The organism is Rathayibacter sp. VKM Ac-2857, from assembly GCF_013205025.1.
In the GTDB taxonomy this organism is placed as follows: domain Bacteria; phylum Actinomycetota; class Actinomycetes; order Actinomycetales; family Microbacteriaceae; genus Rathayibacter.
The window spans coordinates 159,475-184,845 of sequence record NZ_JABMLE010000004.1 but is presented as its reverse complement, the minus strand read 5'-3'; the positions used below and the strand labels follow the sequence as shown (position 1 = coordinate 184,845).

Below are 25,371 nucleotides of genomic sequence, written 5' to 3'. Positions count from 1 at the left end.
GGCGCCGGTGGATCTCCTTCGAAGAGACGCCCGCAGACATGCTGGTCGAGTAGCCCCGCAGGGGCGTATCGAGACCCACCGTCCCCAGCACGCCAGGTCTGCAGACTCGTCCTCCGGCGCCGGTGGATCTCCTTCGAAGAGACGCCCGCAGACATGCTGGTCGAGTAGCCCCGCAGGGGCGTATCGAGACCCCCCGTCCCCAGCACGCCAGGTCTGCAGACTCGTCCTCCGGCGCTGGTGGATCTCGATACGCCCGCTCCGCGGGCTACTCGATCAGCATGAGTGGGCCGCCCGCCGAGCTCGCTGGCGGCCGGCACGGTCCGGCGCGCCGGCCGGCACACGGGTCAGGACTCGCGCCCCCACAGCTCCCGGTAGTACCGAGCCCGCTCCTCGTCCGGCTCGATCCCGTACTCGCGGAGCAGGAGCGGCCCCCAGCCCTCGCCGTAGTTCCAGCCGAGGCTGACCGCCGCGACCGCGAGATCCGCCCAGCGGTCGCCCACCCCGAGATCCCCCACGTCGACGCTCGCGCTCCAGAGACCGTCAGCACCGATCAGCGTGTTCGGCGCGCAGGCGTCCCCGTGCACCACGACGGCATCGTCGAGGGCCGGAGCCACCCCGAGCACGACGGGTCGCCGATCGAACCACGAGTCACCGCGCAGCGCCGCGGGCACCTCGGCCACGGGCAGCGCGTGGACCGCCCGCAGCCCCGCCGCGATCGCCCGCACCGCCTCCTCCGGCCGCGCGACCCACTCTGGAGCGACAGCACTCGCGCCGTCGAGGGGCGCCGTCAGCAGCCACTGCGCCTCCGCGTCCTCCCCGCGCTCGAGGATGCGCGGCACCGGATGCCGCCCCGCGAGCCACTCCAGCCGCACCGCCTCCCGCCCGAGGTCGACGCCGCTCGCCCGCGGATTCCACTTCAGATATCCGTCCCGCACTCGGAACGTCAGCCCGTCCAGCGCGTTCCGCCACACCAGCTCCGGCGCCACTCCGCCGTTGAGCACCACCGCGACCTCAGGCACCCGCACCCCGACCATCGACGTCTGCCTGCTCAGATCCGGCCCACTCACCCGTCCACCCTCCCGCGAGATGCCACTTGTGCACGCAATCCTCGGCGTGTCGCGTGCACAAGTGGCATCTCGCGGCGGGGATCAGCGCAGGTCAGCGCAGGTAGCGGAGGAGGAGGGTGTCGCCGGCGGCGAGCACGTGCGCCAGGCGCAGGTCGCGCGGGGTCGCAGGGCCGCGGGCGATGCGGCCGGCGTCGCCCGACTCGAGCGACGGGCTGATCGTCAGGCACAGCTCGTCGACGGCGTCCGCGGCGAGCAGCGTGCCGAGCAGACCCGGCCCGCCCTCGCAGTGGATCCGGCCGAGCCCGCGCGCGGCGAGCTCCGCGCGCATCCGCCCCGCGTCCAGCGCGTCCTCGCCGCAGATCAGCACGTCGGCCACCTCTGCCAGCTCCGCACGCCGCCGCTCCGGCGACGCCCCGGTCGTCACCACGATCGGCCGCACCGGCGCCTCCGTGAAGATCCGCGACGCGGGATCGAGGTCCAGCGACCCCGAGACGATCGCGAACACCGGATGCGGAGGCTGCCCCGCCGCCGCCCGCGCCGCCGCGGGCTCGTCGCCGAGCACCATCGGCCCGTAGCCCTCGGTCCGCACCGTCCCGGCCGCGACGAGCACCACGTCGGCCAGTCGCCGCAGCAGGTCGAAGACCCGCAGGTCCGCCTCATCGCCCAGCGCCCCCGAGACGCCCTCGCGCGTCACCGCGCCGTCGATGCTCGAGACGAAGTTCACCCGCAGCCACGCCTCGCCCGCGCCGTCCGCGTAGGCCGCGAGCAGCTGCTCGTCGGAGAGGTCCTGAGCCGGCACCGGCCGCAGCCGGTCGATCGCCGCGCTCACGCGCCGACCGCTACGTCGCCCGGCGCCACGTTGTGCCGCAGATACGCCGGTGCCCGCCAGCCCAGCACCGCCTCCGTCAGCCGCACCGCGTCCACCGCCTGCCGCACGTCGTGCATCCGCACGATCCGCGCCCCGTTCAGGATGCAGATCACCGCCGCCGCCAGCGAGCCCTCCAGCCGCTCGCCCTGCGGCCGGTCCAGGGTCTCGCCGATGAAGTCCTTGTTCGACACCGCCGCGAGCACGGGCAGCCCGAGGACCGACAGCTCCCCCAGCCGGCGCGTCAGCTCGAGCGTGTGCAGGGTGTTCTTGTTGAGGTCGTGCCCGGGATCGACGATCAGCCGGTCGTCGGGGATCCCCGCCGCCCGCGCGCGCTCCACCCGCACGCGCAGGTGCTCGATCACCTCCGCCACGACGTCGTCGTACTGCGGCGCCGCCGGCTCACTTCGCGGCGCGCCCACGCTGTGCGTGACGACGAGCTGGGCGGAGGAGCCCGCGAGCACCGCGAGCATCCCCGGATCGTGCAGCCCGCTGGTGTCGTTGACGACGGAGGCGCCCTCGGCGATGCTCGCGCGGGCCACCTCGGCGCGCGTCGTGTCGACGGAGATCACCACGTCGCTGCGCTCGTGGATCCCCGCGACCACCGGCACCACCCGGTCCAGCTCCTCCTGGAGCGAGACGGCCGGTCCGCGGCCGAACGGCACTCCGCCGATGTCGACCCAGTCGGCGCCCTGCTCGGCCGCTCGCACCGCTGCCTCGACGGCCCGGTCGAGCGCGAAGGTGGAGCCTTTGTCGTAGAAGGAGTCCGGCGTGCGGTTCACGACCGCCATCACCGCGACCTCCCGCTCGAAGTCGAACCCGCGTCCGCCGATCGTGCGCCTCATCGTCCGTCGTCCCTCCGCCTCGCCGCGCCGAGCGAGCGTCGGCGCGCTCACCCTAGACGAGCCGGATCGGCGGGGCCTGCGGCGGCACGAGCGGTGTCGACGCGGCGTCCTCGAGCAGCACCTGGAAGAGCACGTGGTCCTGCCACTCTCCCGCGATCCGCAGGTAGCGGCGGGCCACGCCGATCCGCTCGAAGCCGTTGCGCGCGAGCACCGTCTGCGAGCCGACGTTGTGCAGCAGCGTGCCCGCCTGCACCCGGTGCAGCCGGAGCTCGTCGCGGGCGAGGCCCAGCGTGGCGCCGACCGCCCGGGTCATCACCCCGCGTCCCTCGAGCTCGGCGTCGACCCAGTAGCCGAGGTCCGCGCTGTCGAAGGCGCCGTGCACCACGTTCGAGAGCGTGACCCGCCCGACGAGCTCGTCGCCGCACTCGAGGACCAGCGGGAGAAGCGCCCCGGTCCGGTGCGCGTGCAGGGCGTCGGCGATCGCATCGGTCTGCCCGCCGGCCTCGAAGAACCGCGCCGACCTCGTCGGCTCCCACGGCGCGAGCCGGAGCCGGTTGCGCCGGTACGCGCTCGCGAGCGCGGGCCCGTCCTCGCGGCTGATCAGGCGGAGGACGGTGCCGTGGCCGACGGCGATCGAGGCTGACACCCTGCGAGGCTAGACCGCCCAGCCGAGGACGTCGAGCGGGCAGCCGAGGACGTCGAGCGGGCCGTTAACGCACGAACCCCCGGCCGGGACCGGGGGTGTCGTCGTGGTGGGCGATACTGGGATCGAACCAGTGACCTCTTCCGTGTCAGGGAAGCGCGCTACCGCTGCGCCAATCGCCCGCTGCTCCCGGAGGAGCGCCTCGTTCGGTGAACGATCGAGGTGGATACGGGATTCGAACCCGTGTATACGGCTTTGCAGGCCGCTGCCTCGCCTCTCGGCCAATCCACCGTGTACGGGATTCGGTGTCGGCGGCCCCTCGGAGCGTGAGCTCCCGGGGCCGACCAGGTGAAACACCGGCCCGGGGGCCGGTTCTTCGAGCGGATGACGAGATTCGAACTCGCGACCCTCACCTTGGCAAGGTGATGCGCTACCACTGCGCCACATCCGCATGATGTGTTGTCGTGCTGTCTTGCCTGTTGTGTTCTGCCTGTCTCTCCGGCGCTTTCGCTGCCCGGCTCGACCTAGAAGACTGTATCCGAACGCCGCGCGAACTTCCAAATCGACGGCGCCCCGATTCGCGCACCGCGACGCCTGACCCGCGTCTTTCCGCGCGAAACCGCCCCGCAACCCGCTGTTCACCCGGGCGTGGCGCGCCCGCCGTGGTGCGCTGGAGCACCGCGGATCCGCTACGATCGTTTCTCGGGTCGTCCACAAGACGGCCGTCAGGGCGATTGGCGCAGTTGGTAGCGCGCTTCCTTCACACGGAAGAGGTCATCGGTTCGAGTCCGGTATCGCCCACCACATCCCTCCCCCTCCACCTTCCGCATCTCCACCCCGCGGAGGCACTCTCGTGATGGGTCGCTCCCACGCCGTCTCCGGCGCGCTCGCCTGGTCCGTCGTCACGACCGTCCCGGCCCTCGCCGCGCCGCTCGGTCTCGCCGGCCTCCCGCTCGACCTCCGGCTGGTCGGCCTCGGCGTCGCCGCCGGCTGGGCCCTCGTCCCCGACGCCGACCATGCCCGCGCCACGATCTCGCGCTCCGCCCCCGGCGCCTCGCTCCTCACCGCGACCGCCGGCCGCATCAGCGGCGGCCACCGGCACGGGATGCACTCGCTGCTCGCCGTCGCCGTCGTCTGGTACCTGATCCCGCTCCTCGTCGCCCTGCGCTTCCCGGTGCCGCTCGTCGGACCCGTCTCGCTGGCCGCCGTGCTCACCCTGCCGGCCCTCGCCTTCGCCGCGAAGGCGGTCAAGGCTGCGCCGTCCTGGCCCATCGCCTGGGCCGGGGCGCTCGTCGTGACCGTGCTCCTGGTCACCCTCGCCGACGGCACCTGGGCCTGGCTGCAGGTCGCCGCGACACTCGGCTACCTCGTCCACGTCGCCGGCGACGCCCTCACCACCGAGGGGATCAACTGGCTCTGGCCGCTCCGGATCCGCTCGCCCCGCTGGGTGCGCCGCACGCCGGTGCTGCGCCGGCTCTGGACCTCCGGCGGCTACGCCGCGGTCCCCGTCCTCGGCTCGGCCGGCTCATGGCGCGAGACGATCCTCTACTGGCTGATGTCGGCCGCCACGATCGTGCTGACGGCCTGGCTGCTCGCCGAAGAACTCCTCTGAGCCCGGCCGGAAGCGCTCAGTACACCGCCCCCGGGTTCATGATCCCCAGCGGATCGAAGACCGCCTTGATCCCGCGCTGCAGCGCCATCGAGTCCTCGCCGAGCTCCTCCGCGAGCCAGCGCCGCTTCAGCAGCCCCACCCCGTGCTCGCCAGTGAGAGTGCCGCCGAGCGCCAGCGCGGTGCGGAACAGCTCGCCCGCCGCCGCCCACACCTCCTCGCCGACCCCGTCCGAGCCCGGCGGCACGACGAAGTTCGGGTGCAGATTGCCGTCGCCCGCGTGGGCGACCGTCGGGATGCTCAGCCCGGTGCGCTCCTCGATCCCGCGGATCGCGGCGAACATCGCGGGCAGCGCCGAGCGCGGCACGCAGACGTCCTCGATCAGCACCTCGCCCTCGGCCTCGAGCGCGGGGTGGAACGCCCGACGCACCGCGAGCAGCGCCTCGCCGGCCACGGGGTCGTCCGTCGACTCGGCGTCCCCGCCCGCCTCGGCGACGATCGCGAGGATCCGCCGCGCCTCCTCCTCCGCTCCCCCGCCGTCGGTCTGCACGAGCAGGTAGGCGGCGCCGCGGTCGAGGGCCGCGCCGGTGTAGCGGCCGATCGCGGCGAGCGCCGCCTCGTCCATCAGCTCCATCACCGCCGGGCGCAGCCGGGCCGCCGTGATCGCCGCCGAGGCGGCCGCCGCGGCGACGACGCTCGGGAAGTACGCGCCGATCGTGACCACCCGGCCCGTGGGGATCGGCCGGAGCTTCACGGTCGCCTCGACGATCACGCCGAGCGTCCCCTCCGAGCCGGTCAGCAGCGCCGTGAGGTCGTAGCCGGCGACGCCCTTCACGCTGCGCCGCCCCGTCCGCACCAGGCGCCCGTCGGCCAGCACGACGGCGAGCCCGAGCACGGCCTCGCGGGTGACCCCGTACTTCGCACAGAGCAGCCCGCCCGCATTGGTGGCGATGTTGCCGCCGATGCTCGAGATCGCCTTGCTCGCCGGGTCGGGCGAGAAGATCAGCCCGTCGGCGGCCACGGAGTCGGACAGCGCCTGATTGAGCACGCCGGGCTCGACGACCGCGAGCTCGTCCTCGAGCGAGATCTCGAGGATCCGGTTCATCGCCGCCGTCGAGAGCACGATCGCGCCCTCCCGGCCGACGGCTCCTGCGGCCAGCCCCGTCCCCGCACCCCGCGGCACGACCGGCACCCGGTGCTCGGTGGCGAGCCGGAGCGTCGCCTGCACGTCGGCGACCGAGCGCGCGCGGACCAGCGCGAGAGCGCGTCCGCCGGCCGTCCAGCCGGACTTGTCGGTGTGCGCGGCCTCGAAGTCCGGCCCCTCGGTCGTCACCGCGTCGCCGAGCGCCTCGCGCAGCCGCCGGACGACGAGCGTCTCGCCGGCGGTCTCGGTGCTGGTCGCAGCGCTTGCCTCGGTGCTGGTCTCGGTGCTGCGGGTCTCGGTACTGCTCATGGGGGTCACTCCGGGCGGATCGCGGGTCGGCCCCTCGATCCTTCCACGGCGGCCCGGCGACGCGGCAGGATGGCGGGATGAGCGGATCGCAGCGATGACCGGCCCCACGAGCGCAGGGATCCTCCTGCACCGGCTGCGGAACGGCGAGCGCGAGGTGTTCCTCGGCCGGATGGGCGGACCGCTGTGGACCCGCCGGCCGCGGGCCTGGTCGATCCCGAAGGGCCTCCACACGGCCGAGGAGACACCGCTCGACGCGGCCCGGCGCGAGTTCGAGGAGGAGATCGGCATTCCGGCCCCCGCGCTCGACTACGCCCTGCTCGGCGCGTACCGCCAGCGCTCCGGGAAGACCGTGACCGTCTTCGCCGCCGAGTGCGCCGACGAGGTCGCCTTCGTCGCCAGCAACACCTTCGAGCTGGAGTGGCCGCGCGGCTCCGGCGTCGTCCGCGCCTACCCGGAGATCGAGAGGGCGGAGTGGCTCCCGCTCGACCGGGCGCGCGAGGAGATCACGGCCGGCCAGGTGGCCGCACTCGACGATCTGGAGCGCAGCGTGCGGGCGGAGCCGCGGCCTCCTCAGTAGTCGAGCAGGTCCAGCGGCACCGTCAGATCGTCGTCGGTCGCCATCGGCACCGGGCGGCTGAGCCGGCGGGCGCGGTCGAGCAGGTCCGCGACCAGCGCCTCGTCCACGACCTCGGCGGCGTCCCCGGGCTCGCCGGGCTCGCCGGGCTCGTCCTCGACGAGCATCTGACTCGACGGGCCGAGCAGCAGCCGAGCCGGGATCACGTCCCCGTCGCGGCGGACGGGGATCTCGACGGTGGCGGCGGTCGCCGTCGAGGCGAGCATCCGGGCGTACTCGAGCACCGCCGCGGCGATGGCGTCCCCGGTGAGGACGCTCCCCTCGGCGTAGTGGATGCGTCGCACGGCGGACTCCTTCTGCAGAGGAGCGGCCGGCTGCAGGAGAGCCCGGCCGGCTCCGTCCCAGAGTGACACGCGATCCCCGGCGCCCGGCCGGTCCGGCGGACATCCGCCGGGGGCTTTACTTCCGGGCAGCGTCCTCGCCGCTATCGCGCTCGTCCGCCGCGGAGTAGACCCGCAGCCCCAGCGGCACGACCCGCACGCTCGCCTCGTGGAAGCCCGCGGGCTCTCCGTCGAACACCTCGCTCTCGCCGTCGTGCGCCCACTCCGGGTCGACACCGGCCGGCCGGCGCGCGCCGACCACGACCTCCGGCGTGCTGGTCGACTCGACGACCGGGGCCCGCCAGCCGGGCACGCGCCCGACCACCGGCGTCGCGCCCCGACCGAGCGCCAGCGACACCGCACCGCGGGTCCGCGGGGTCCGGCCGGAGTGCAGGACGCGGATGTCGAGGTGCCCGTCGTCGAGGCGTCGGCGGGCGAGCGGGGTCGCGGTGCGCGGGTGCTCCCGGTTCACCCCGACGAAGTACGACCAGACCAGCTCGGTCCGCCCGTCGCGCCGCAACTCGAACGGATCCGTCGAGCGCACCACCTCGAAGGCGGCCAGGACGGCGGCCAGCGGCTTGCCGATCACCTTCTCGCGCTTCTCCCGCGCGGCGACGAACTCCGGATACAGCCCGATCGACACCGTGTTCAGCACGGTCACCGGCTCGGCGTCCCCAGCCGTCACCTCGGCCACGTCGACGTCGCGGCGCTCGCCGTGCGCCGCCGCCTCGAGCGCGTCCTCGATCGTGATCAGGCCCAGCGCCTTGGCGAAGTGGTTCATCGTCCCGCCCGGCAGCACCAGCAGCGTCATCCCCTCGGCCCGGGCGAGCCCGGCACCGACCGCCATCGTGCCGTCGCCGCCGTAGACACCCAGCACCTCGGGAGGAGCCTCGCCGGCGCGCGCCGCCCGCACGACCTCGGCCAGCTCCTCACTCTCGGCCAGCCGGTGCACCCGCGCCGCGGGGAAGCGCTGCAGGATCAGCGGCTCCGGATCCGGCCGGTGCGAGTCGCGCCCCGCGCTCGGGTTCAGCACCACCAGCAGCTCCGCCCCGTCGCCGAGCGGCCGCACGTCGACCGGCGGCCGGCTCGCGCGCTCCGAGACCGGCACGTGCCGCGGTCGCGCCGGCACCAGCACCCGGCCGAGACCCGCGACCGCCGCCCCGAGCGTCGCTCCGCCGACCACGTCCGAGAGCCAGTGCACCCCGACGTGCAGGCGCGAGAACGCGACGGCCGCGGCGAGCGGCGCGACGGCCAGCCCGACCCGCGGATCCTCCAGCGCGACACCGGCGGCGAAGGCGGCGGCGCTCGCGGCGTGGCCGGAGGGGAAGCTGGGCGAGGTGGGCACGCGCGCGAGGCGCCGCCCCACCGGCACGTCGACGACGAGCGGACGGACCCCGCCGAAGAGCTGCTTGCCCACGAGGTTCGCCGCGGCGCTCGCGACGGCCAGCGAGGCCGCTCCGCGCGCCGCCTCCCGGGGCCGCCCGGCGAGCAGGAGCAGCGCCCCGAGCCCGAACCAGAGCACCCCGTGATCCGCGGCGCGCGACAGGCCCACCAGCGCGCCGTCCATTAGCGGCACCGGACGGCGCGCGTTCAGCCGCCGGGCGGCGCGGGCGTCGGCGCGGCGGATCACCCGCGGCACCCCGAGGACGCGCCGGAGCAGGACGGACGGGGGTCGGGTTCCGCGCAGAGGCATGCCCTCAGGGTAGGAGGCGCCTCCGGGCGCGCCCTGGGCCCGCGACGCTAGACCTCGCCGAACCCCGACTCGACCAGGTCCGCGAGCCGGCCGACGGCCTCCTCCGCCTCGGGCCCGGTCGCCGAGATCGCGACCTCGTCGCCCCGGTCCAGCCCCAGCGACATCACGCCGAGCAGACTCGTCGCGTCCTTGCCGTTCACGTCGATCCGCGCGTCGAACCGGGTCGCGAGAGTGACGAAGTCGGCCGCCGGGCGGGCGTGCAGCCCGTTCGGGTTGACCAGCCGCGCCGTCCGTCGCACGCTCGCCGCCTCGGCGGGCGCTGATGGCCGCTCGGCGAGCAGCGCGCCGCGCGCCGACTCGGCCGCCGCGAGCACGTCCGCCAGCGCGGCCCCCGTGCCGGCCGCCACCGCCGCCGCGACCGCGCCCTCCACGAGCGGAGCGTCCGCGATCCGCACCCGCTCCCGCGCCTCGTCGTCCAGGAACTCCACCGCGGTCTCCGCGGTCATGATCGCCGAGCCGAGATCGCAGAGCACCACGGCGCCGTCGCCGGAGTCGGCCTCGGCCAGCGCCGCGGTGATCCGCTCGAAGCTGGTGCCGATCCCGCCGTCGTCCGTGCCGCCCGCCGCGATCAGCGCGACGTCCGGAGCCATCTGCGCCGCCAGCTCCACCAGTCCCTCGGCCAGCCGCGCGCTGTGCGAGACGAGGACGAGCCCGACGCTCACGCCGCCGCCTCGGCCGCCGCGCGCAGCAGCAGGACGCTCGACACGCTGCCCGGATCGCGGTGACCGACGGCCCGCTCGCCCAGATAGCTCGCCCGGCCCTTCCGCGCGACGAGCGGGTCGGTCGACTCCGCTCCGGTCTGCGCCGCGTCCGCGGCCGCCGCGAGCACCTCGGCCGGTGCGGCGCCGCCCTCGGCGGCACTCGCCGCGGCCTCGACCGCGGGGGTCCACGCGTCGACCATCGTCTTGTCGCCCACCTCGGCCTTGCCGCGCAGCACGACGCCGTCCCGGGCCGCCGTCAGCAGCGCCGCGATCGCGGCCCCGTCGAGCGACTCCTGTCCGGTGATCGCGCCCGACGCCTTGAGGAAGGCGGTGCCGAAGAGCGGACCGGAGGCGCCGCCCACCGTCGAGATCAGCGTGGTCGCCACCAGCTTGAGCACCTCGGCGGGCGTCGTCGCCTCGGGAGCCGCGTCCAGCTTCGCGACCACGGCCTGGAAGCCGCGGTCCATGTTCTCGCCGTGGTCGCCGTCGCCGATCGCCCGGTCGAGCGTGATCAGCTCGACCCGGTGCTCCGAGACCGCCTGCGCCGCCGCGCGGATCCACGCCACGGCCCACGCCGCATCGAGCCCCTGCACTGATCCGTCCTGCACTGATCCGTCCTGCATCGGTCCGTCCTCTTTCCCCTGTGCCGCCTCTGCGACCGTCGTGTCGTCGTGCCGTCCTGTCCGCGTCGCCGTCCGGGCCGCGCGCTCGCCCCGTGCTCGGACGCTCAGCGCCCCCAGCGCAGCGCCGCAGTCTGCACCGGCGCGTCCCAGAGCTCCGTCAGCGCCGCGTCGAGCTTCAACAGCGTGATCGACACGCCCTGCATCTCGAGCGAGGTGACGTAGCTGCCGACCAGGCTGCGCTGCACCGTGATGCCCTTCTCCGCGAGCACCTCCGCCGCGCGGCGGTAGAACAGGTACAGCTCGACCTGCGGAGTGCCGCCGAGTCCGTTGACGAAGAGCAGCACCTCGTCGCCGGAGGAGAAGGGCAGGTCCTCGAGGATCGGCGCGAGCAGGCGGTCGACGATCCGGTCGGCCGGCTCGAGCGGGATCCGCTCGCGACCGGGCTCCCCGTGGATCCCGATGCCGATCTCGATCTCGTCCTCGGCCAGCTCGAAGCTCGGCTCCCCTGCGTGCGGCACCGTGCAGGGCCGCAGCGCGACGCCCATCGAGCGGACGTTCGCGACGACCGTCTCGGCGATCGCCGCCACCTCGTCGAGCGAGTCGCCGCGCTCGGCCGCCGCGCCGGCGATCTTCTCCACCATCACCGTGCCGGCGACACCGCGCCGCCCGGCCGTGTAGAGGGAGTCCTTCACCGCCACGTCGTCGTCGACGATCACCGAGCGGACCTCGACACCCTCGGCGAGGGCCAGGTCGGCCGCGGTCTCGAAGTTGAGGACGTCGCCGGTGTAGTTCTTCACGATGTGCAGGACGCCCGCACCGCCGTCGACCGCCTGGGTCGCCGCCACGATCGGATCGGGGGTCGGCGAGGTGAAGACCGGCCCGGGCACCGCGGCGTCCAGCATCCCGAAGCCGACGAACCCCGCGTGCAGCGGCTCGTGCCCGCTGCCGCCTCCGCTGACGATGCCGACCCTGCCCTGCCGCGGCGCGTCCACCCGCACCACGAACAGCGGGTCGGGCTCGACCCGCACCAGGTCGGCGTGCGCGAGGCCGAAGCCGGCCACGGACTCCGCGACGACGTTCTTCGGGTCGTTGATGAGCTTCTTCATCGGGGTCTCCTCCAGGGCGCGCCGCACCGTCGCGGACAGCGGCTCCACGTTACGCCCGAGCACCGTCTCGGCACAGGGTCCGTCCAGCGCTGACGAGTCGCAGGGCCCGCACTTCGCAGGGCCCGCGCATCGGTCGCGGAGCAGGCTCAGCTCGAGCGCCGCGTCTCCTCCACCCACTGGTCGAGCTTCGCCGTCGCGGCACCGGAGTCGACCGCGTCCGCGGCGCGGCCCAGCGCCGAGCGGAAGCGGTCGAGGATCGCCGTGCGGATCAGCCCCGGGTCGCGCGCCAGATCGAACGCGATCAGCCCCGCGGCGGCGTTCAGCAGCACGATGTCGCGCACCGGCCCCTCCTCGCCGGCCAGGACCGAGCGCACCACCTGCGCGTTGTAGGCGGCGTCGCGCCCGCGGAGCTGGTCGATGCTCGCGCGGGGGATGCCGAGATCGCGCGGGTCGAGGTCGTGCTCGACGACCGAGCCGCGCGAGACCTCCCAGATGTGGCTGTGCCCGGTGGTCGACAGCTCGTCGAGCCCGTCGTCGCCGCGGAAGACCAGCGCGGTCGCGCCGCGGGTCTGGAACACGCCGACGAAGAGCGGCACCCGGTCGAGGTGCGCCACGCCGACGGCGGACGCCTCGGGGCGCGCCGGGTTGCAGAGCGGGCCGAGGAAGTTGAAGACGGTCGGCACGCCGAGCTCGGCCCGCACCGGGCCGGCGTGGCGGAACCCGGGGTGGAACATCGCCGCGAAGAGGAAGGCGATGTTCGTCCGGCGGAACACCTCCGCCACCCGCTCGGCCGGCAGGGTCAGATCGACGCCCAGGGCCGCGAGAACGTCGGAGGACCCCGACGACGAGGAGGCCGCGCGGTTGCCGTGCTTGATCACCGGCGTGCCGGCCGCCGCCGCGATGATCGACGCGGTGGAGGAGATGTTGACCGTGCCGAAGCGGTCTCCGCCGGTGCCGACGATGTCGAGGGCCATCGGATCCACGTCCAACGGCACCGCGTGCTCGAGGATCGCGTCGCGGAAGCCGACGATCTCGTCGACCGTCTCGCCCTTGGCGCGCAGCGCGATCAGCAGGCCCGCGAGCTGCGCCGGCGTCGCCTCGCCCTGCATCACCCGCTCCATGGCCCAGGTCGCCTCCGACACCGAGAGATCGGAGGAGTCGAGGAGGGAGCCGAGAATGCGCGGCCAGGACAGGGTTTCCGACATGGCTCTCAGATTATGCGACTACGAAGGCCCCACGGGAAGTGCGAGTTCCCCCCCTTGCGATCGTCCATAATGGTCTGTGTGACGAGCACCTCTCTCTCCCCCACGGCCACCGTGCCCGCAGTGAACCGACCCAACCCGGTCGCGGTCGGAACGATCGTCTGGCTGGGCAGCGAGGTCATGTTCTTCGCGGGCCTGTTCGCGATCTACTTCACCCTCCGCAGCACCTCCCCGGAGCTGTGGTCGGCCGAGACCAGCATCCTGAACGTCCCCTACGCGAGCGTGAACACGGTGATCCTGGTCGCCTCGTCGTTCACCTGCCAGTTCGGCGTCTTCGCCGCCGAGCGGCTGCAGCCCCGCTCCACCGGGCTGAGCCCGTTCAAGTGGGGCATGGTCGAGTGGTTCTTCCTCACCTACGCCCTCGGCGCGGTCTTCGTCTGCGGTCAGGTCCTCGAGTACGCGACCCTCGTCTCCGAGGGCGTCACGCTCTCCAGCAACGCCTACGGCTCGGCCTTCTACCTCACGACCGGCTTCCACGCCCTGCACGTGACCGGCGGGCTCATCGCCTTCCTCCTCGTCATCGGCCGCGCCTTCGCCGTCAAGAACTTCGGCCACAAGGAGGCGACCAGCGCGATCGTCGTGTCCTACTACTGGCACTTCGTCGACGTCGTCTGGGTCGGCCTCTTCGTCGTCATCTACTTCCTGAAGTGAGGCCAGCCGCCTCCATGCCCCACCACACTCCCGAACCCCGCAGGAAGGTTGCCTCGATGGCCTCCCCGAAGACGAAGAGCCGCGCCAAGAAGGGTCGCCGTCACCCCCTGGCCACGCTGGCCCTGATCGCCATCGGCCTCGGCCTCACCGGCGGCACCTATGCGGCCGTCGGCGTCGCCACCTCCGCCTCCGCCGAGACCTCGGCCACCAGCCAGCAGACGATCGACGAGGGCTCCAAGCTCTTCGCCGCCAACTGCGCCACCTGCCACGGCCTCGACGCCGCGGGCACCGACAACGCCCCCTCGCTGATCGGCGTCGGCGCCGCCTCGGTCGACTTCCAGGTCGGCACCGGCCGCATGCCGATGCAGATGCACGGCCCGCAGGCGCTCGAGAAGCCGGTGCAGTTCACCGACGACCAGGTCGCCGAGCTGGCGGCCTACGTCGCCTCGCTGGCGCCCGGCCCCGCCATCCCCACCGGCGAGGTGCTCGACGCGCAGGGCGACTCGGCCAACGGCGCCGAGCTCTTCCGCATCAACTGCGCCATGTGCCACAACGTCGCCGGCGCCGGCGGCGCCCTGACCGAGGGCAAGTTCGCTCCCCCGCTGGGCGGCGTGACCGAGGCGCACATCTACGAGGCGATGGTCACCGGCCCGCAGAACATGCCGGTCTTCAACGACCTCAACATCTCGCCGGAAGACAAGCGCGACATCATCTCCTACCTCAAGTACATCGAGGCCAACCCCTCCCCGGGCGGATTCGCCCTCGGCTCCCTCGGCCCCGTCGCCGAAGGCCTCTTCCTCTGGATCTTCGGACTCGGTTCCATCGTCGCCCTGACGGTGTGGATCACCGCACGATCCAACTAGCAGACACCGGCGCCCTGGCGGGCGCTCGACCCCCACGACGCCGAGCGGCGTCGACACGGCGTGAAAAGGAGAACCATGGCAGAGCACGATGAGGGTGGCACCGACCTCGCCACCTCGTCGGCCACCGGGCACGGAAGTGCTCCGGCCGGCACCGCGGTCGTGACGCGGGGACGCGTCCAGGACCCGGGCCTCCCGCCGCACCGCCCCCGGATGACCGATCTCGACCCCAAGGTCGCGAAGCGGGCCGAGCGCACGGTCTACACGCTCTTCTACCTCTCCTTCGCGGGCTCGATCTTCGCGGTGGCCGCCTACATGGCGTTCCCCATCACGGAGGACATCGAGTCGGTCCGGCTGAACACGCTGTTCATCGGTCTCGGCATGTCGCTCGCCCTGCTGGCCATCGGCATCGCCGCGGTCCACTGGGGCAAGCAGCTCATGTCGGACCACGAGGGCATCGACATCCGCCACCCGGTCCGCAGCGCCGAGGACACCCGCGCCCGCGCGCTGGAGATCTTCGACCAGTCCGACAAGGAGTCCGGCTTCGGCCGCCGCTCGCTGATCCGCAACAGCCTCATCGCCTCGCTGGTCGTCTTCCCCCTGCCCGCCGTGATCCTGTTCCGAGGCCTCGGACCGCAGGATCAGGACCCCGTCGCCCTCCTCAAGACCACGATGTGGCGCGAGGGCACGCGGCTCACCCTGGACCCCTCCGGAGCGCCGATCCTCGCATCGGACGTCACGCTGGGCTCCGCCTTCCACGTCATCCCCGAGGGACTCGACGAGGTCGAGGGCAAGCTGGAGGAGAAGGCCAAGGCCGCCGTCCTCCTGATGCGCCTGAAGCCCGAGGACCTGACCGTCAGCGAGGGTCGCGAGACCTGGAACTACGACGGCATCGTCGCCTACTCCAAGATCTGCACGCACGTCGGCTGCCCCGTGGCGCTGTACGAGCAGCAGACCCACCACCTCCTGTGCCCGTGCCACCAGTCGCAGTTCGACATCAAGCGCGAGGCCGAGGTCATCTTCGGTCCTGCGAAGCGCCCGCTTCCGCAGCTCCCCATCACCATCGACGCCGACGGATACCTGGTCGCCCGCAGCGACTTCACGGAGCCGGTCGGACCATCCTTCTGGGAGCGATGACACACATGTCCACCACCACCCCCTCTCGCCCCGCGGCCTCGCCCGCGGAGCCCGGCGACGGCGTCATCCTCGGCAGCGGCAAGCTGCAGAAGGGCTACGTCGGAGCCGCGTCGAACTACATCGACGAGCGCACCAGCATCTCGGCGGTCGTCAAGGAGTTCGGCCGCAAGATCTTCCCGGACCACTGGTCGTTCCTCCTCGGCGAGGTCGCGCTCTACAGCTTCGTGATCATCCTGCTGTCGGGCACCTTCCTCACCTTCTTCTTCCAGGCCTCCATGGTCGAGACGCACTACGAGGGCAGCTACCTGCCGCTCAAGGGCATCGAGATGTCCGCGGCGATGGCCTCGTCGCTCGACATCTCGTTCGACATCCGCGGCGGCCTGCTGATGCGCCAGATCCACCACTGGGCGGCCCTGCTGTTCGTGGCCTCGATCGGCCTGCACATGCTCCGCATCTTCTTCACCGGTGCGTTCCGCAAGCCGCGCGAGATCAACTGGGTCATCGGCTTCGTCCTCTTCATCCTCGCGATGGCCGAGGGCTTCACCGGCTACTCCCTCCCCGACGACCTGCTCTCGGGCAACGGCCTCCGCATCATCGACGGCATGGTCAAGGGCATCCCGATCGTCGGCACCTGGGTCTCGTTCCTCCTCTTCGGCGGCGAATTCCCGGGCACCGACATCGTCGGCCGCCTCTACACCCTGCACATCCTGCTGCTGCCGGCCCTGGTGCTCGCGTTCATCGCCCTGCACCTCGTGTTCGTGGTCGTGCACAAGCACACCCAGTTCCCCGGCGCGGGCAAGACCGAGCAGAACGTCGTCGGCTACCCGGTGCTGCCGGTCTACGCCGCCAAGGCCGGTGGGTTCTTCTTCATCGTCTTCGGTGTCGTCGTCCTCATCGCCTCGCTCTTCACGATCAACCCGATCTGGAACTACGGCCCGTACGACCCCTCTCCCGTCTCCGCCGGCACCCAGCCGGACTGGTACATCGGCTTCGCCGACGGCGCCCTGCGCCTCGTCCCGCCGGGACTCGAGTGGGCGATCCCGGGCCTCGGCACGATCTCGTTCAACATCCTCCTTCCGCTCTCCGTGGTCGGCCTGTTCATCGTCGTCGTGCTGCTCTACCCGTTCCTCGAGGCGTGGATCACCGGTGACAAGCGCGAGCACCACCTGCTCGACCGCCCGCGCAACGCGGCGACCCGCACCGCCATCGGTGCCGCCGGAGTCACGTTCTACGCCGTCCTCTGGGCAGCGGCGTCCTCCGACATCATCGCGACGCACTTCCACCTCACGATGGAGGGCGTCATCCACGCCCTGCAGTTCCTCCTCTTCGCCGGGCCGGTCATCGCGTACTTCGTGACGAAGCGCATCTGCCTCGCCCTGCAGAAGAAGGACCGCGAGATCGCCCTGCACGGCTTCGAGTCCGGCCGCATCGTCCGCCTCCCCGGCGGCGAGTTCATCGAGGTGCACCAGCAGCTCGACTCGTACGAGCGCTGGAAGCTGGTCGGCCAGGAGGAGTACGAGCCCCTGATGATCCGCCCGGACGCCCGCGGCCGCATCACCGCCCCGCAGCGCGTCCGCGCCGGCCTCTCCCGCTGGTTCTTCGAGGACCGGATCACCCCCGTCACCCAGAAGGAGCTCGAGAGCTCGCACAGCGAGCACTGACCCGCTCCCCCGAAGGGCCCGGACGCACAGCGTCCGGGCCCTTCGTCGTCCCGCCGCTCCACCAACCCGCCCGAAGCACGCACCCCCGCTGATCCAGCGGCGCCCTCACACAGCGGAGCCCACCCACTCCATGCCGATCGAGTAGCCCGCGCAGCGGGCGTATCGAGATCCCCCACCGTCAGAACAAGAGTCTGCAGATCCGGTGTCCGGAGGACGGCGGATCTCGATACGCCCCTGCGGGGCTACTCGACCACCATGGACAGCATCGCCCCGCTCATGCTGATCGAGTAGCCCGCACAGCGGGCGTATCGAGATCCACCACCGCAAGAACACGAATCTCCAGACCCACCCTGCCGAGGACGGTGGGTCTCGATACGCCCCTGCGGGGCTACTCGACCACCATGGACAGCACCGCCCCGCTCATGCTGATCGAGTAGCCCGCACAGCGGGCGTATCGAGATCCATCAGCACCAGTACAGAAGTCTGCAGACCCGCCCTGTTGGGGACGCCGGGTCTCGATACGCCCCTGCGGGGCTGCTCGACCAGCATGAAGGGGCCGTGCCCTTCCAGGCTCGCCGGAACGGCCGCACGCCGCCGGCTGAGACCCGTTGCGGGTGCGCTCGCGGCTCGGCGCCGGCTCGAGTGGACTCGGATCGGCCTCAGGGCGCCGATCAGAGCCCAGAGAGCGTCCGCTCGCGGCGTCCTCCGTACCTGCGCGCCGCCGGCCCTGCGGGCTCCTCCGGCCCACGAGAAGAGGGCCGGGCGCCGGGGGTCGGAACCCCCTGCGCCCGGCCCTCACGGCCGTGCAGGTCGCCTAGCGGGCGAAGTAGCCGCGGTAGTACTCGTACACCCAGCCGGCGATCGCGACGAGGAAGAGGCCGACCGCGATGTAGGTGATCCAGAAGCCGACCGCGAGGCCGAGGAAGGCCAACGCGGCGGAGCCGCCGAGGATCAGCGGCCACCAGCTCCACGGGCTGAAGAAGCCCAGCTCGGGGTCTCCGTCGTCGATGTCGGCGTCGAGACGGTCCTCGGGCAGCTCGGCGCCCTGGGCCTTGTGCACCCGGCCGACGTAGAAGGCGATGAAGCCGCCCAGCACCGACGAGAGCGCGATGCCCACGGTGCCGACCCACTCGACCTGGCCGGTGTCGATCAGCGACCAGAGGATGTAGGTGACGTCCGCGAGGAGGAAGAACCCGGCGAGGAGCCAGAACAGATTGACGTTGGCGCGCATGGCCCTACTTCACCGTGCCTTCGGACTTGTCGTACGTGGGGGCGTCCGGAGCGTCCTTGGCCGGACCGATGCCGACGGGGATGCCGGCCTCGGGGTGGTTGAGGTCGAAGGCCGGAGCCTCGCTGCGGATGCGCGGGATGGAGGTGAAGTTGTGCCGGGGCGGCGGGCAGGACGTCGCCCACTCGAGCGACCGCGAGAAGCCCCACGGGTCGTTCACGGTGACCTTCGGCGCCTTGCGGGCCGTGATGTACACGTTGAGGAAGAACGGGATGAGCGAGACCGCGAGGATCATCGCGCCGATCGTCGACAGCTGGTTCATCCAGGTGAAGCCGTCCTCGGGCAGGTAGCTCGCATAGCGGCGGGGCATGCCCACGACACCGAGCCAGTGCTGGATGAGGAACGTGGTGTGGAAGCCGATGAACAGCAGCCAGAAGTGCCACTTGCCCAGCGTCTCGTTCAGCATCTTGCCGGTCCACTTGGGCCACCAGAAGTAGAAGCCCGAGAACATCGCGAACACGACGGTGCCGAAGACCACGTAGTGGAAGTGCGCCACGACGAAGTACGAGTCGGAGACGTGGAAGTCGAGCGGCGGCGACGCGAGGATGACGCCGGTGAGACCACCGAAGGTGAAGGTGATCAGGAAGCCGATCGCCCAGATCATCGGGGTCTCGAACGTCACGGATCCGCGCCACATGGTGCCGATCCAGTTGAAGATCTTCACGCCGGTCGGGACCGCGATGAGCATCGTCATCAGCGAGAAGAATGGCAGCAGGACCGAGCCGGTGACGTACATGTGGTGTGCCCACACGGTCACGGACAGGGCGGCGATCGCGATGGTCGCGTAGATCAGCGTCTTGTAGCCGAAGATCGGCTTGCGGCTGAAGACCGGGAAGACCTCGGAGACGATGCCGAAGAACGGCAGCGCGATGATGTACACCTCGGGGTGGCCGAAGAACCAGAACAGGTGCTGCCAGAGCAGCACTCCGCCGTTGGCCGCGTCGTAGATGTGCGCGTCGAACACGCGGTCGGCACCGAGGGCGAACATCGCGGCCGCGAGGACCGGGAACGCCAGCAGCACGAGGATCGACGTCACCAGGATGTTCCAGGTGAAGATCGGCATGCGGAACATCGTCATGCCGGGGGCGCGCATCGTGATGATCGTGGTGATGAAGTTCACCGCGCCGAGGATCGTGCCGAAGCCCGAGAGCGCGAGTCCGAAGACCCAGAGATTGCCGCCGAGCCCTGGCGAGAACGTCGTGCTCGAGAGTGGCGCGTAGGCGAACCAGCCGAACGACGCCGCCCCCTGCGGGGTGATGAAGCCGGCGACCGCGATCAGCGAGCCGAAGCTGTAGAGCCAGTAGGCGAACGCGTTCAGTCGCGGGAACGCGACGTCGGGGGCGCCGATCTGCAGCGGCATGAGGACGTTGGCGAAGCCCGCGAAGAGCGGGGTCGCGAACATCAGCAGCATGATCGTGCCGTGCATCGTGAAGAGCTGGTTGTACTGCTCGCGGGTCTCGACCACGGCCAGGCCGGGCTCGAAGAGCTGGGCGCGGATGACCAGGGCCATCACGCCCGCGATGCAGAAGTAGATGAACGAGGTGATCAGGTACATGTACCCGATGACCTTGTGGTCGGTGGACGTCATCCAGCGAACGAGGACGTTCGCCTTGCGCTCGACCGGCGGTGTGCCGAATGCGCGGGACGGGGCGGGTGCGGTGGCGGTGCTCATGCTCCCTCTACTCCTCGTTCTCGGTGCGGGCCGGCGCGCCGGTGCCGGGCAGGTTGCTGTTGCGGTCGTACTCGGCGCCGAGCTGGCCGGTCTGGCCCGCGTCGCGCAGCGACTGGATGTAGTCGTCGTACTCGCCCTGCGAGACGACCTTCACGTTGAAGAGCATCGCGGAGTGGTACTCGCCGCAGAGCTCGGCGCACTTGCCGGCGTAGGTCCCCTCCTTGAGCGGCGTGACGTACATGTAGTTCGTCTTGCCGGGGATCATGTCCTTCTTGTAGAGGAAGTCGACGACCCAGAAGGAGTGGATGACGTCGCGGGCGTCGAGCTGGATCTTGATCTTCTGGTTCACCGGCAGGTAGAGCGTCGGGACCTCGGACTCGACGAGCGAGCCGGCGCCGTCGGCGCTGTCCTCGTACTGGCCCTGGATTCCGGCGGAGTAGACGTCCTCGTCGACGTAGTTGAAGTCCCACGCCCACTGCTTGCCGTACACCTGGATGGTCTCGTCCGGGTCGTCGTAGGCCTGCTCGATGGCGGCCTGGTCGCGCGCGGTGAAGGCGAAGAAGCCGATCACGAGGATCAGCGGCACGATCGTGTAGAAGATCTCGATCGGCATGTTGTAGCGCAGCTGCACCGGGAGGCCGGTCTGGCCCTTCCGGCGGCGGTAGACGACGACCGCCCAGATCGTCAGACCCCAGGTGATGACACCCACGGCGAGGAGGACGATCCAGGAGGTGACCCAGAGTCCGATGACCCGGTCGACGTGGTTCGTCGTGCCGGGTTCGGTGGGGAGCCAGCCCTGCAGCTGCTCCTGCGTGCAGCCCGCGAGGACGAGGGCGAGAGCTCCTGCGACGGGTACTGCGACCCATCGGCGGAGACGGCGATTGAAGCGCACCGGTGACCTTTCGGAAGACTGGGGACCAGTTCACACGAAACTGTATTAGACCGGCCCTAGCCTACCCGCCGTCGCGATCGTGGAGTGCACGGCCCCCCGCTCTTGACCTCGCGCCGAAGTGGTGCTGCGACGACGAACGGCGCCCGACCGCCCGCCGGAGCGGGGTGTCGGGCGCCGTTCGAGCGGGCCGTGCGGCGTGTCGCCGCGGACGATCAGTGGAAGCTGTCGCCGCAGGCGCAGCTGCCGCCCGCGTTGGGGTTGTCGATCGTGAAGCCCTGCTTCTGGATGGTGTCCTCGAAGTCGATCGACGCGCCGTCGAGGTAGGGGACGCTCATCTTGTCGACGACGAGGCCGACGCCCTCGAACTCGACCGCGGCGTCGCCGTCGAGCGTGCGCTCGTCGAAGTAGAGCTGGTAGATCAGGCCGGAGCAGCCGCCGGGCTGCACGGCGACGCGCAGGCGCAGGTCGTCGCGGCCCTCCTGCTCGAGGAGGCTCTTCACCTTGGCGGCGGCGACGGGGGTCATCGAGACGCCGTGCGCCGCGGTGGTCGTGCTGGCGGTCAGTGTCGTGTCGGACATGTCACTCCTCGGTGGGATGGATCGGAACAGAGCAGGGCGGGAACAGCGCTGGACGGGATCGGACGGCGTGCTGCCGACGATTCTACGGTGGCAACCCGGGCGCGGGCCGGGCTATTCCGAATCGCTCAGGCGCGGTGCCCGGCGGCGCGCAGCAGGAACAGCGCCTCCGTCTGCGCCGCGCGCTTGAACACGCCCAGGTGCAGCGACTCGTTCGGGCTGTGCGCGCGCGAGTCCGGGTCCTCCACCCCGGTCACCAGGATCTGCGCGGCCGGGAACTCCCGCACGAGATCGGCGATGAAGGGGATGCTGCCGCCGGCGCTGGTCTGCAGCGGCGCGCGACCCCAGGCGTCCGCCATCGCCTGCTCGACCAGGCCGACGGCCCAGCCCGACGTGTCGACGAGGAACGGCTCCCCCGTGTCGACGTCGGCGATCTCGAGGTGGGCGCCGAAGGGGGCATGGGCCCGCAGGTGCCGCTCGAGGGCGGCGAAGCCCTCGGCCGCCTCCTGCCCGGGCGCGATCCGCGCGCTGATCTTGACCCGCACCGACGGGCTGAGGGTGTTGGAGGCGTCGACGACGCTGGGGGCGTCGATGCCCGTGACCGTGATCGACGGCTTCGACCAGATCCGGGAGAGGAAGGGGCCGGAGCCGATCGGCGAGACGCCGTCGAGGAGGCCCGCGTCGCGGCGCAGGTCGTCCTCGGTGGTCTCGGGGACCGCTCCGTCGTGCTCGGTGAGCCCGGCGACGGCGACCGAGCCGTCCTCGTTCCAGAGCGTGTCGAGCAGGCGGATCGTCGCGAGCATCGAGTCGGGGACCGCGCCGCCGAGCATGCCCGAGTGCGAGGCGTGGTCGAGGGTGCGCACGGTGAGGGTCAGGGTGACGTTGCCGCGCAGCCCGACGGTGAGCGACGGGGTGTCGACGTCCCAGTTGTCGCTGTCGGCGACGACGATCACGTCGGCCCGCAGCGCGTCGTGGTGCTCGCGGAGGAAGGTCGGGAACGAGCGGGAGCCGAACTCCTCCTCGCCCTCGATGAAGAGCACGAGGCCGAGGTCGTGGTCCTCCCCTGCTACCCGGCGGAGGGCGCGGACAGCCGCGAGGTGCGAGACGACTCCGGCCTTGTCGTCGGCGGCACCGCGGCCGTAGAGGCGGTCGCCGCGCACGGTCGGCTCGAACGGCGGCGTCTCCCACGCCTCCTCGGCCCCCTGGGGCTGGACGTCGTGATGGGCGTAGAGCAGCACGGTCGGTGCCCCGTTGCGGGCGGCCCGCGTCGCGAGGACGGCGGGGTGGCCGAGCTGGTCGCTGTCGCCGATGGTGGAGCTCCGGATCGAGACCTCGTCGAAGGCGCCGGTCTCGCGTGCGAGCTCGGCGATCGCCTCGGCGCTGGCGGCGACGCGGGTGGCGTCGAAGCCGTCCCACGAGACGGAGGGGATCCGGACGAGGCGGCCCAGCTCGGCGAGCGAGCGGGGCAGGTCGTCGAGCACGGCGGCGAGGACCTCCTCCTCGGCGGCGGGCAGGGTGGAGGACGGAGTCGGAGCGTCGTGAGCCATGGAGGTAATCTTAAGAGACCCTCGATTCCAAGGACGTTCCCCTGTGGCCAAGCACCCGATCGCACCCGACACCCCCGACGACGCCGACGTGACGGCCGTCGGGAAGGGCCGGCCGACGCCGACGCGCCGCGAGCAGGAGCTCGCCCGCAAGCGTCCGCTGGTCGTCACCGACCGCAAGCAGGCCGCGCGCGACGCCCGCGTGAAGACCGCGGAGCTGCGCGAGCAGGCCCGGGTCGGCATGGCCGCCGGCGACCAGCGCTACCTGCCCGTCCGCGACAAGGGTCCGCAGCGCAAGTACGTCCGCGACTACGTGGACGCGCGCTTCAGCTTCGGCGAGTTCCTCATCCCGGTGATGGTCGTCGTGCTGCTGATCAGCTTCTTCCCGCAGCCCGAGCTCGCCTCGCTCACGCTGATCGTCCTGTGGGCGTTCTTCCTGCTCGCCGTCCTCGACTGCGTCCTGCTCGGCCGTCGCCTGAAGAAGAAGCTCGCCGAGCGCTTCGGCGGCGCCGACAAGGTCGAGAAGGGCATCCCGTGGTACGCCGCGATGCGCGCCCTCCAGCTGCGCGTGATGCGCCTGCCCAAGCCGCAGGTCAAGCGCGGAGCGTTCCCGGCCTGACCGCCCCGGCACCCTGATCGATCGATCGCCCTGATCGACCGGGTGCCGCGGGCCCCGTGCTCGGCCCGCGGTGCTCAGCGCAGGCGCGCGAGCCCGCGGTTGATCTGCCGGGCCCAGAGCGGCCCGCGGAAGACGAACGCCGAGTAGCCCTGCACCAGCGTCGCGCCGGCGTCGAGCCGCTCCTGCACGTCCTCGGCGGTGTCCACTCCCCCGACGGAGATCACGCAGAACTCCGCGGGGACAGCGCCGCGGATGACCCGCAGCACCTCGAGTGCGCGCGCGGCGAGCGGAGCGCCGGAGAGGCCGCCCGCCCCCGCGCGCTCGACGACGGCGCGGTCGGTGCGCAGTCCCTCGCGGGACAGCGTGGTGTTCGTCGCGATGATTCCGGCGAGGCCGAGGCGCACCGCGAGCTCGGCGACGCGGACGACCTCCTCGTCCGAGAGGTCCGGCGCGATCTTCACCAGCAGCGGCGTCGTGTCCGCCGCCTCGGCGACCGCGGCGAGCAGCGGCTCGAGCTTGTCGATCTCCTGCAGGCCGCGCAGGCCCGGGGTGTTCGGCGAGCTGACGTTGACGACCAGGTAGTCGGCGAGCGGCGCGAGCATCCGTGCGCTGACCAGGTAGTCCTCGACCGCGTCATCGACGTCGACGACCCGGCTCTTGCCGATGTTGACGCCGATGACGGGGCGTCCGCGCGCGCCGCGGAGGCGGGCGAGCCGGCCGGCCGCCGCGCGGGCGCCGTGGTTGTTGAAGCCCATCCGGTTGATCAGCGCGCGGTCGGCGATCAGCCGGAAGAGGCGCGGGCGGGCGTTGCCGGGCTGAGCGCGGGCGGTCAGCGTGCCGACCTCGACGTGGCCGAAGCCGAGCGCGCCGAGACCGAGGACGGCTGTCGCGTCCTTGTCGAAGCCGGCGGCCACACCGAACGGCGTCCGGAAGCGCAGGCCGAGCGCCTCGACCGAGAGGTCGGCGCGCGGCACGGTGAGTCGCCGGGCCAGCGGGGCGACGGGGCCGAGCGCCCGGATGACCGGGAAGGCGAGGTGGTGCGCCTGCTCCGGATCGAGGCGCGAGAGCACGGTCGAGAACAGCAGCGGGTACACGGCGGCGCTCAGAGCTCCTCGGCGGTGTGCAGGGCGGCGGGGCGCTCGGCGCGCAGCAACGCGATCGCCGACTCGAAGTCGTCGAGCGAGTCGAACGCCTGGTACACGCTCGCGAAGCGCAGGTAGGCGACCTCGTCCAGCTCGCGCAGCGGGACGAGGATCGCGAGTCCGATGTCGTTCGCGTCGATCTGCGAGGCGCCGGTGGAGCGGAGGTTCTCCTCCACCCGCTGGGCGAGGACGGCGAGGTCGGTGTCGGTGACCGGGCGGCCCTGGCAGGCCTTGCGGACGCCGCTGACGATCTTCTCGCGGCTGAACGGCTCGACCACTCCGCTGCGCTTGATCACGACGAGGCTCGCGGTCTCGGTGGTGGAGAAGCGGCGGCCGCAGGACGGGCACTGGCGGCGGCGGCGGATGGAGAGGCCGTCGTCGCTGGTGCGCGAGTCGATGACGCGGGAGTCGGGGTGCCGGCAGAAGGGGCAGAACATCTCGGGTGCCTC

The 25,371-nt window shown here is 71.9% G+C and carries 25 protein-coding genes and 4 tRNA genes; 8 read left to right on the top strand and 21 right to left on the bottom strand.

Translation table 11 applies throughout. The annotated features are described in order from the left end of the window. Positions 1-344: 344 nt before the first annotated feature. The 7 genes from HQQ86_RS17765 to HQQ86_RS17735 form a co-directional block, all read right to left on the bottom strand. Positions 345-1,019 (bottom strand): phosphotransferase, encoded by a 675-nt coding sequence (locus HQQ86_RS17765; RefSeq protein ID WP_216845649.1) that lies wholly within the window; start codon positions 1,017-1,019, stop codon positions 345-347. A 139-nt stretch (positions 1,020-1,158) separates the two neighbouring features. Then, a complete protein-coding gene (locus HQQ86_RS17760) occupies positions 1,159-1,896 on the bottom strand; it encodes a pyrimidine reductase family protein (RefSeq protein WP_367948716.1) in 738 nt (245 codons plus the stop codon). Further along, positions 1,893-2,777: a dihydropteroate synthase gene (folP, locus tag HQQ86_RS17755; RefSeq protein ID WP_173289625.1), complete on the bottom strand. Its 885-nt coding sequence runs from the start codon at positions 2,775-2,777 to the stop codon at positions 1,893-1,895. The genes HQQ86_RS17760 and folP overlap by 4 nt, the downstream gene beginning before the upstream one ends. A 52-nt stretch (positions 2,778-2,829) precedes the next feature. Beyond that, positions 2,830-3,423, bottom strand: a complete 594-nt coding sequence (locus HQQ86_RS17750) for a GNAT family N-acetyltransferase (RefSeq protein ID WP_173289623.1) — start codon at positions 3,421-3,423, stop codon at positions 2,830-2,832. Positions 3,424-3,527: 104 nt separating this feature from the next. Further along, positions 3,528-3,602: transfer RNA gene (locus HQQ86_RS17745), tRNA-Val, on the bottom strand. A 38-nt stretch (positions 3,603-3,640) separates the two neighbouring features. Beyond that, a tRNA-Cys gene (locus HQQ86_RS17740) sits at positions 3,641-3,711 on the bottom strand. An 88-nt stretch (positions 3,712-3,799) separates the two neighbouring features. Continuing rightward, positions 3,800-3,871 (bottom strand) — tRNA-Gly (locus HQQ86_RS17735). A 277-nt stretch (positions 3,872-4,148) separates the two neighbouring features. Between HQQ86_RS17735 and HQQ86_RS17730 the strand changes: the two genes are divergently transcribed. Together HQQ86_RS17730 and HQQ86_RS17725 are read left to right on the top strand one after the other, a co-directional pair. Continuing rightward, a tRNA-Val gene (locus tag HQQ86_RS17730) sits at positions 4,149-4,224 on the top strand. 52 nt (positions 4,225-4,276) lie between these two features. Continuing rightward, the gene (locus HQQ86_RS17725) at positions 4,277-5,032 is read left to right on the top strand and encodes a metal-dependent hydrolase (RefSeq protein ID WP_254072242.1); all 756 of its coding nucleotides are present in this window, start codon (positions 4,277-4,279) and stop codon (positions 5,030-5,032) included. Positions 5,033-5,048: 16 nt separating this feature from the next. Here HQQ86_RS17725 and HQQ86_RS17720 read toward each other — a convergent pair whose 3' ends face one another. Further along, entirely contained in the window at positions 5,049-6,482 is a 1,434-nt protein-coding gene (locus HQQ86_RS17720) for an FAD-binding oxidoreductase (protein ID WP_173289619.1), read from the bottom strand. A gap of 94 nt (positions 6,483-6,576) precedes the next feature. On the opposite strand from HQQ86_RS17720, the gene HQQ86_RS17715 reads away from it, so the two are divergent. Then, positions 6,577-7,059 (top strand): NUDIX domain-containing protein, encoded by a 483-nt coding sequence (locus HQQ86_RS17715; protein ID WP_173289617.1) that lies wholly within the window; start codon positions 6,577-6,579, stop codon positions 7,057-7,059. On the opposite strand, the gene HQQ86_RS17710 is transcribed toward HQQ86_RS17715, so the two are convergent. The 6 genes from HQQ86_RS17710 to trpD all read right to left on the bottom strand — a co-directional run bounded on the left by HQQ86_RS17710 (position 7,053) and on the right by trpD (position 12,824). Further along, complete coding sequence (locus HQQ86_RS17710; RefSeq protein ID WP_173289615.1) at positions 7,053-7,400, bottom strand: hypothetical protein; 348 nt, start codon at positions 7,398-7,400, stop codon at positions 7,053-7,055. The two genes, HQQ86_RS17715 and HQQ86_RS17710, sit on opposite strands and share 7 nt — an antisense overlap. 115 nt (positions 7,401-7,515) lie before the next feature. Beyond that, the gene (locus HQQ86_RS17705) at positions 7,516-9,129 is read right to left on the bottom strand and encodes a bifunctional phosphatase PAP2/diacylglycerol kinase family protein (RefSeq protein WP_254072210.1); all 1,614 of its coding nucleotides are present in this window, start codon (positions 9,127-9,129) and stop codon (positions 7,516-7,518) included. Between the two features lie 47 nt (positions 9,130-9,176). Beyond that, positions 9,177-9,851 carry a dihydroxyacetone kinase phosphoryl donor subunit DhaM gene (gene dhaM / locus HQQ86_RS17700; protein WP_173289613.1) on the bottom strand — a complete coding sequence of 225 codons (675 nt, stop codon included), beginning with the start codon at positions 9,849-9,851 and terminating at the stop codon, positions 9,177-9,179. Next, positions 9,848-10,513, bottom strand: a complete 666-nt coding sequence (gene dhaL / locus HQQ86_RS17695) for a dihydroxyacetone kinase subunit DhaL (RefSeq protein WP_173289611.1) — start codon at positions 10,511-10,513, stop codon at positions 9,848-9,850. Before dhaL ends, dhaM begins: the two co-directional genes overlap by 4 nt. 104 nt (positions 10,514-10,617) lie before the next feature. Continuing rightward, complete coding sequence (gene dhaK / locus HQQ86_RS17690) at positions 10,618-11,619, bottom strand: dihydroxyacetone kinase subunit DhaK (protein ID WP_173289609.1); 1,002 nt, start codon at positions 11,617-11,619, stop codon at positions 10,618-10,620. A 146-nt stretch (positions 11,620-11,765) separates the two neighbouring features. Continuing rightward, a complete protein-coding gene (gene trpD / locus HQQ86_RS17685; protein ID WP_173289607.1) occupies positions 11,766-12,824 on the bottom strand; it encodes an anthranilate phosphoribosyltransferase in 1,059 nt (352 codons plus the stop codon). A gap of 69 nt (positions 12,825-12,893) precedes the next feature. On the opposite strand from trpD, the gene HQQ86_RS17680 reads away from it, so the two are divergent. The 4 genes from HQQ86_RS17680 to HQQ86_RS17665 all read left to right on the top strand — a co-directional run bounded on the left by HQQ86_RS17680 (position 12,894) and on the right by HQQ86_RS17665 (position 17,190). Further along, positions 12,894-13,532, top strand: a complete 639-nt coding sequence (locus tag HQQ86_RS17680; protein ID WP_123446158.1) for a heme-copper oxidase subunit III — start codon at positions 12,894-12,896, stop codon at positions 13,530-13,532. A gap of 56 nt (positions 13,533-13,588) precedes the next feature. After that, a complete protein-coding gene (locus HQQ86_RS17675; RefSeq protein WP_123446157.1) occupies positions 13,589-14,395 on the top strand; it encodes a c-type cytochrome in 807 nt (268 codons plus the stop codon). A gap of 75 nt (positions 14,396-14,470) precedes the next feature. Beyond that, positions 14,471-15,529: a ubiquinol-cytochrome c reductase iron-sulfur subunit gene (locus tag HQQ86_RS17670; RefSeq protein WP_173289605.1), complete on the top strand. Its 1,059-nt coding sequence runs from the start codon at positions 14,471-14,473 to the stop codon at positions 15,527-15,529. Between the two features lie 5 nt (positions 15,530-15,534). Continuing rightward, positions 15,535-17,190 (top strand): ubiquinol-cytochrome c reductase cytochrome b subunit, encoded by a 1,656-nt coding sequence (locus tag HQQ86_RS17665; RefSeq protein ID WP_173289603.1) that lies wholly within the window; start codon positions 15,535-15,537, stop codon positions 17,188-17,190. Positions 17,191-18,004: 814 nt separating this feature from the next. Here HQQ86_RS17665 and HQQ86_RS17660 read toward each other — a convergent pair. The 5 genes from HQQ86_RS17660 to HQQ86_RS17640 all read right to left on the bottom strand — a co-directional run bounded on the left by HQQ86_RS17660 (position 18,005) and on the right by HQQ86_RS17640 (position 23,164). Beyond that, the gene (locus tag HQQ86_RS17660; RefSeq protein WP_123446154.1) at positions 18,005-18,421 is read right to left on the bottom strand and encodes a cytochrome c oxidase subunit 4; all 417 of its coding nucleotides are present in this window, start codon (positions 18,419-18,421) and stop codon (positions 18,005-18,007) included. Between the two features lie 4 nt (positions 18,422-18,425). Further along, the gene (gene ctaD, locus HQQ86_RS17655) at positions 18,426-20,150 is read right to left on the bottom strand and encodes a cytochrome c oxidase subunit I (RefSeq protein ID WP_173289601.1); all 1,725 of its coding nucleotides are present in this window, start codon (positions 20,148-20,150) and stop codon (positions 18,426-18,428) included. 7 nt (positions 20,151-20,157) lie between these two features. Continuing rightward, positions 20,158-21,042 (bottom strand): cytochrome c oxidase subunit II, encoded by an 885-nt coding sequence (gene coxB / locus HQQ86_RS17650; RefSeq protein WP_123446152.1) that lies wholly within the window; start codon positions 21,040-21,042, stop codon positions 20,158-20,160. 212 nt (positions 21,043-21,254) lie between these two features. Continuing rightward, a complete protein-coding gene (gene erpA, locus HQQ86_RS17645; protein ID WP_123446151.1) occupies positions 21,255-21,620 on the bottom strand; it encodes an iron-sulfur cluster insertion protein ErpA in 366 nt (121 codons plus the stop codon). A 125-nt stretch (positions 21,621-21,745) separates the two neighbouring features. Next, entirely contained in the window at positions 21,746-23,164 is a 1,419-nt protein-coding gene (locus HQQ86_RS17640; RefSeq protein WP_173289599.1) for a dipeptidase, read from the bottom strand. A 43-nt stretch (positions 23,165-23,207) separates the two neighbouring features. On the opposite strand from HQQ86_RS17640, the gene HQQ86_RS17635 reads away from it, so the two are divergent. Further along, on the top strand, positions 23,208-23,780 hold the full coding sequence (locus HQQ86_RS17635; protein WP_244231626.1) for a DUF3043 domain-containing protein: 573 nt from the start codon (positions 23,208-23,210) through the stop codon (positions 23,778-23,780). 74 nt (positions 23,781-23,854) lie between these two features. On the opposite strand, the gene HQQ86_RS17630 is transcribed toward HQQ86_RS17635, so the two are convergent. Together HQQ86_RS17630 and nrdR are read right to left on the bottom strand one after the other, a co-directional pair. Further along, positions 23,855-24,874: a quinone-dependent dihydroorotate dehydrogenase gene (locus HQQ86_RS17630; RefSeq protein ID WP_173289597.1), complete on the bottom strand. Its 1,020-nt coding sequence runs from the start codon at positions 24,872-24,874 to the stop codon at positions 23,855-23,857. 8 nt (positions 24,875-24,882) lie between these two features. Next, on the bottom strand, positions 24,883-25,359 hold the full coding sequence (gene nrdR, locus HQQ86_RS17625) for a transcriptional regulator NrdR (protein ID WP_173289595.1): 477 nt from the start codon (positions 25,357-25,359) through the stop codon (positions 24,883-24,885). Positions 25,360-25,371: the final 12 nt, after the last annotated feature.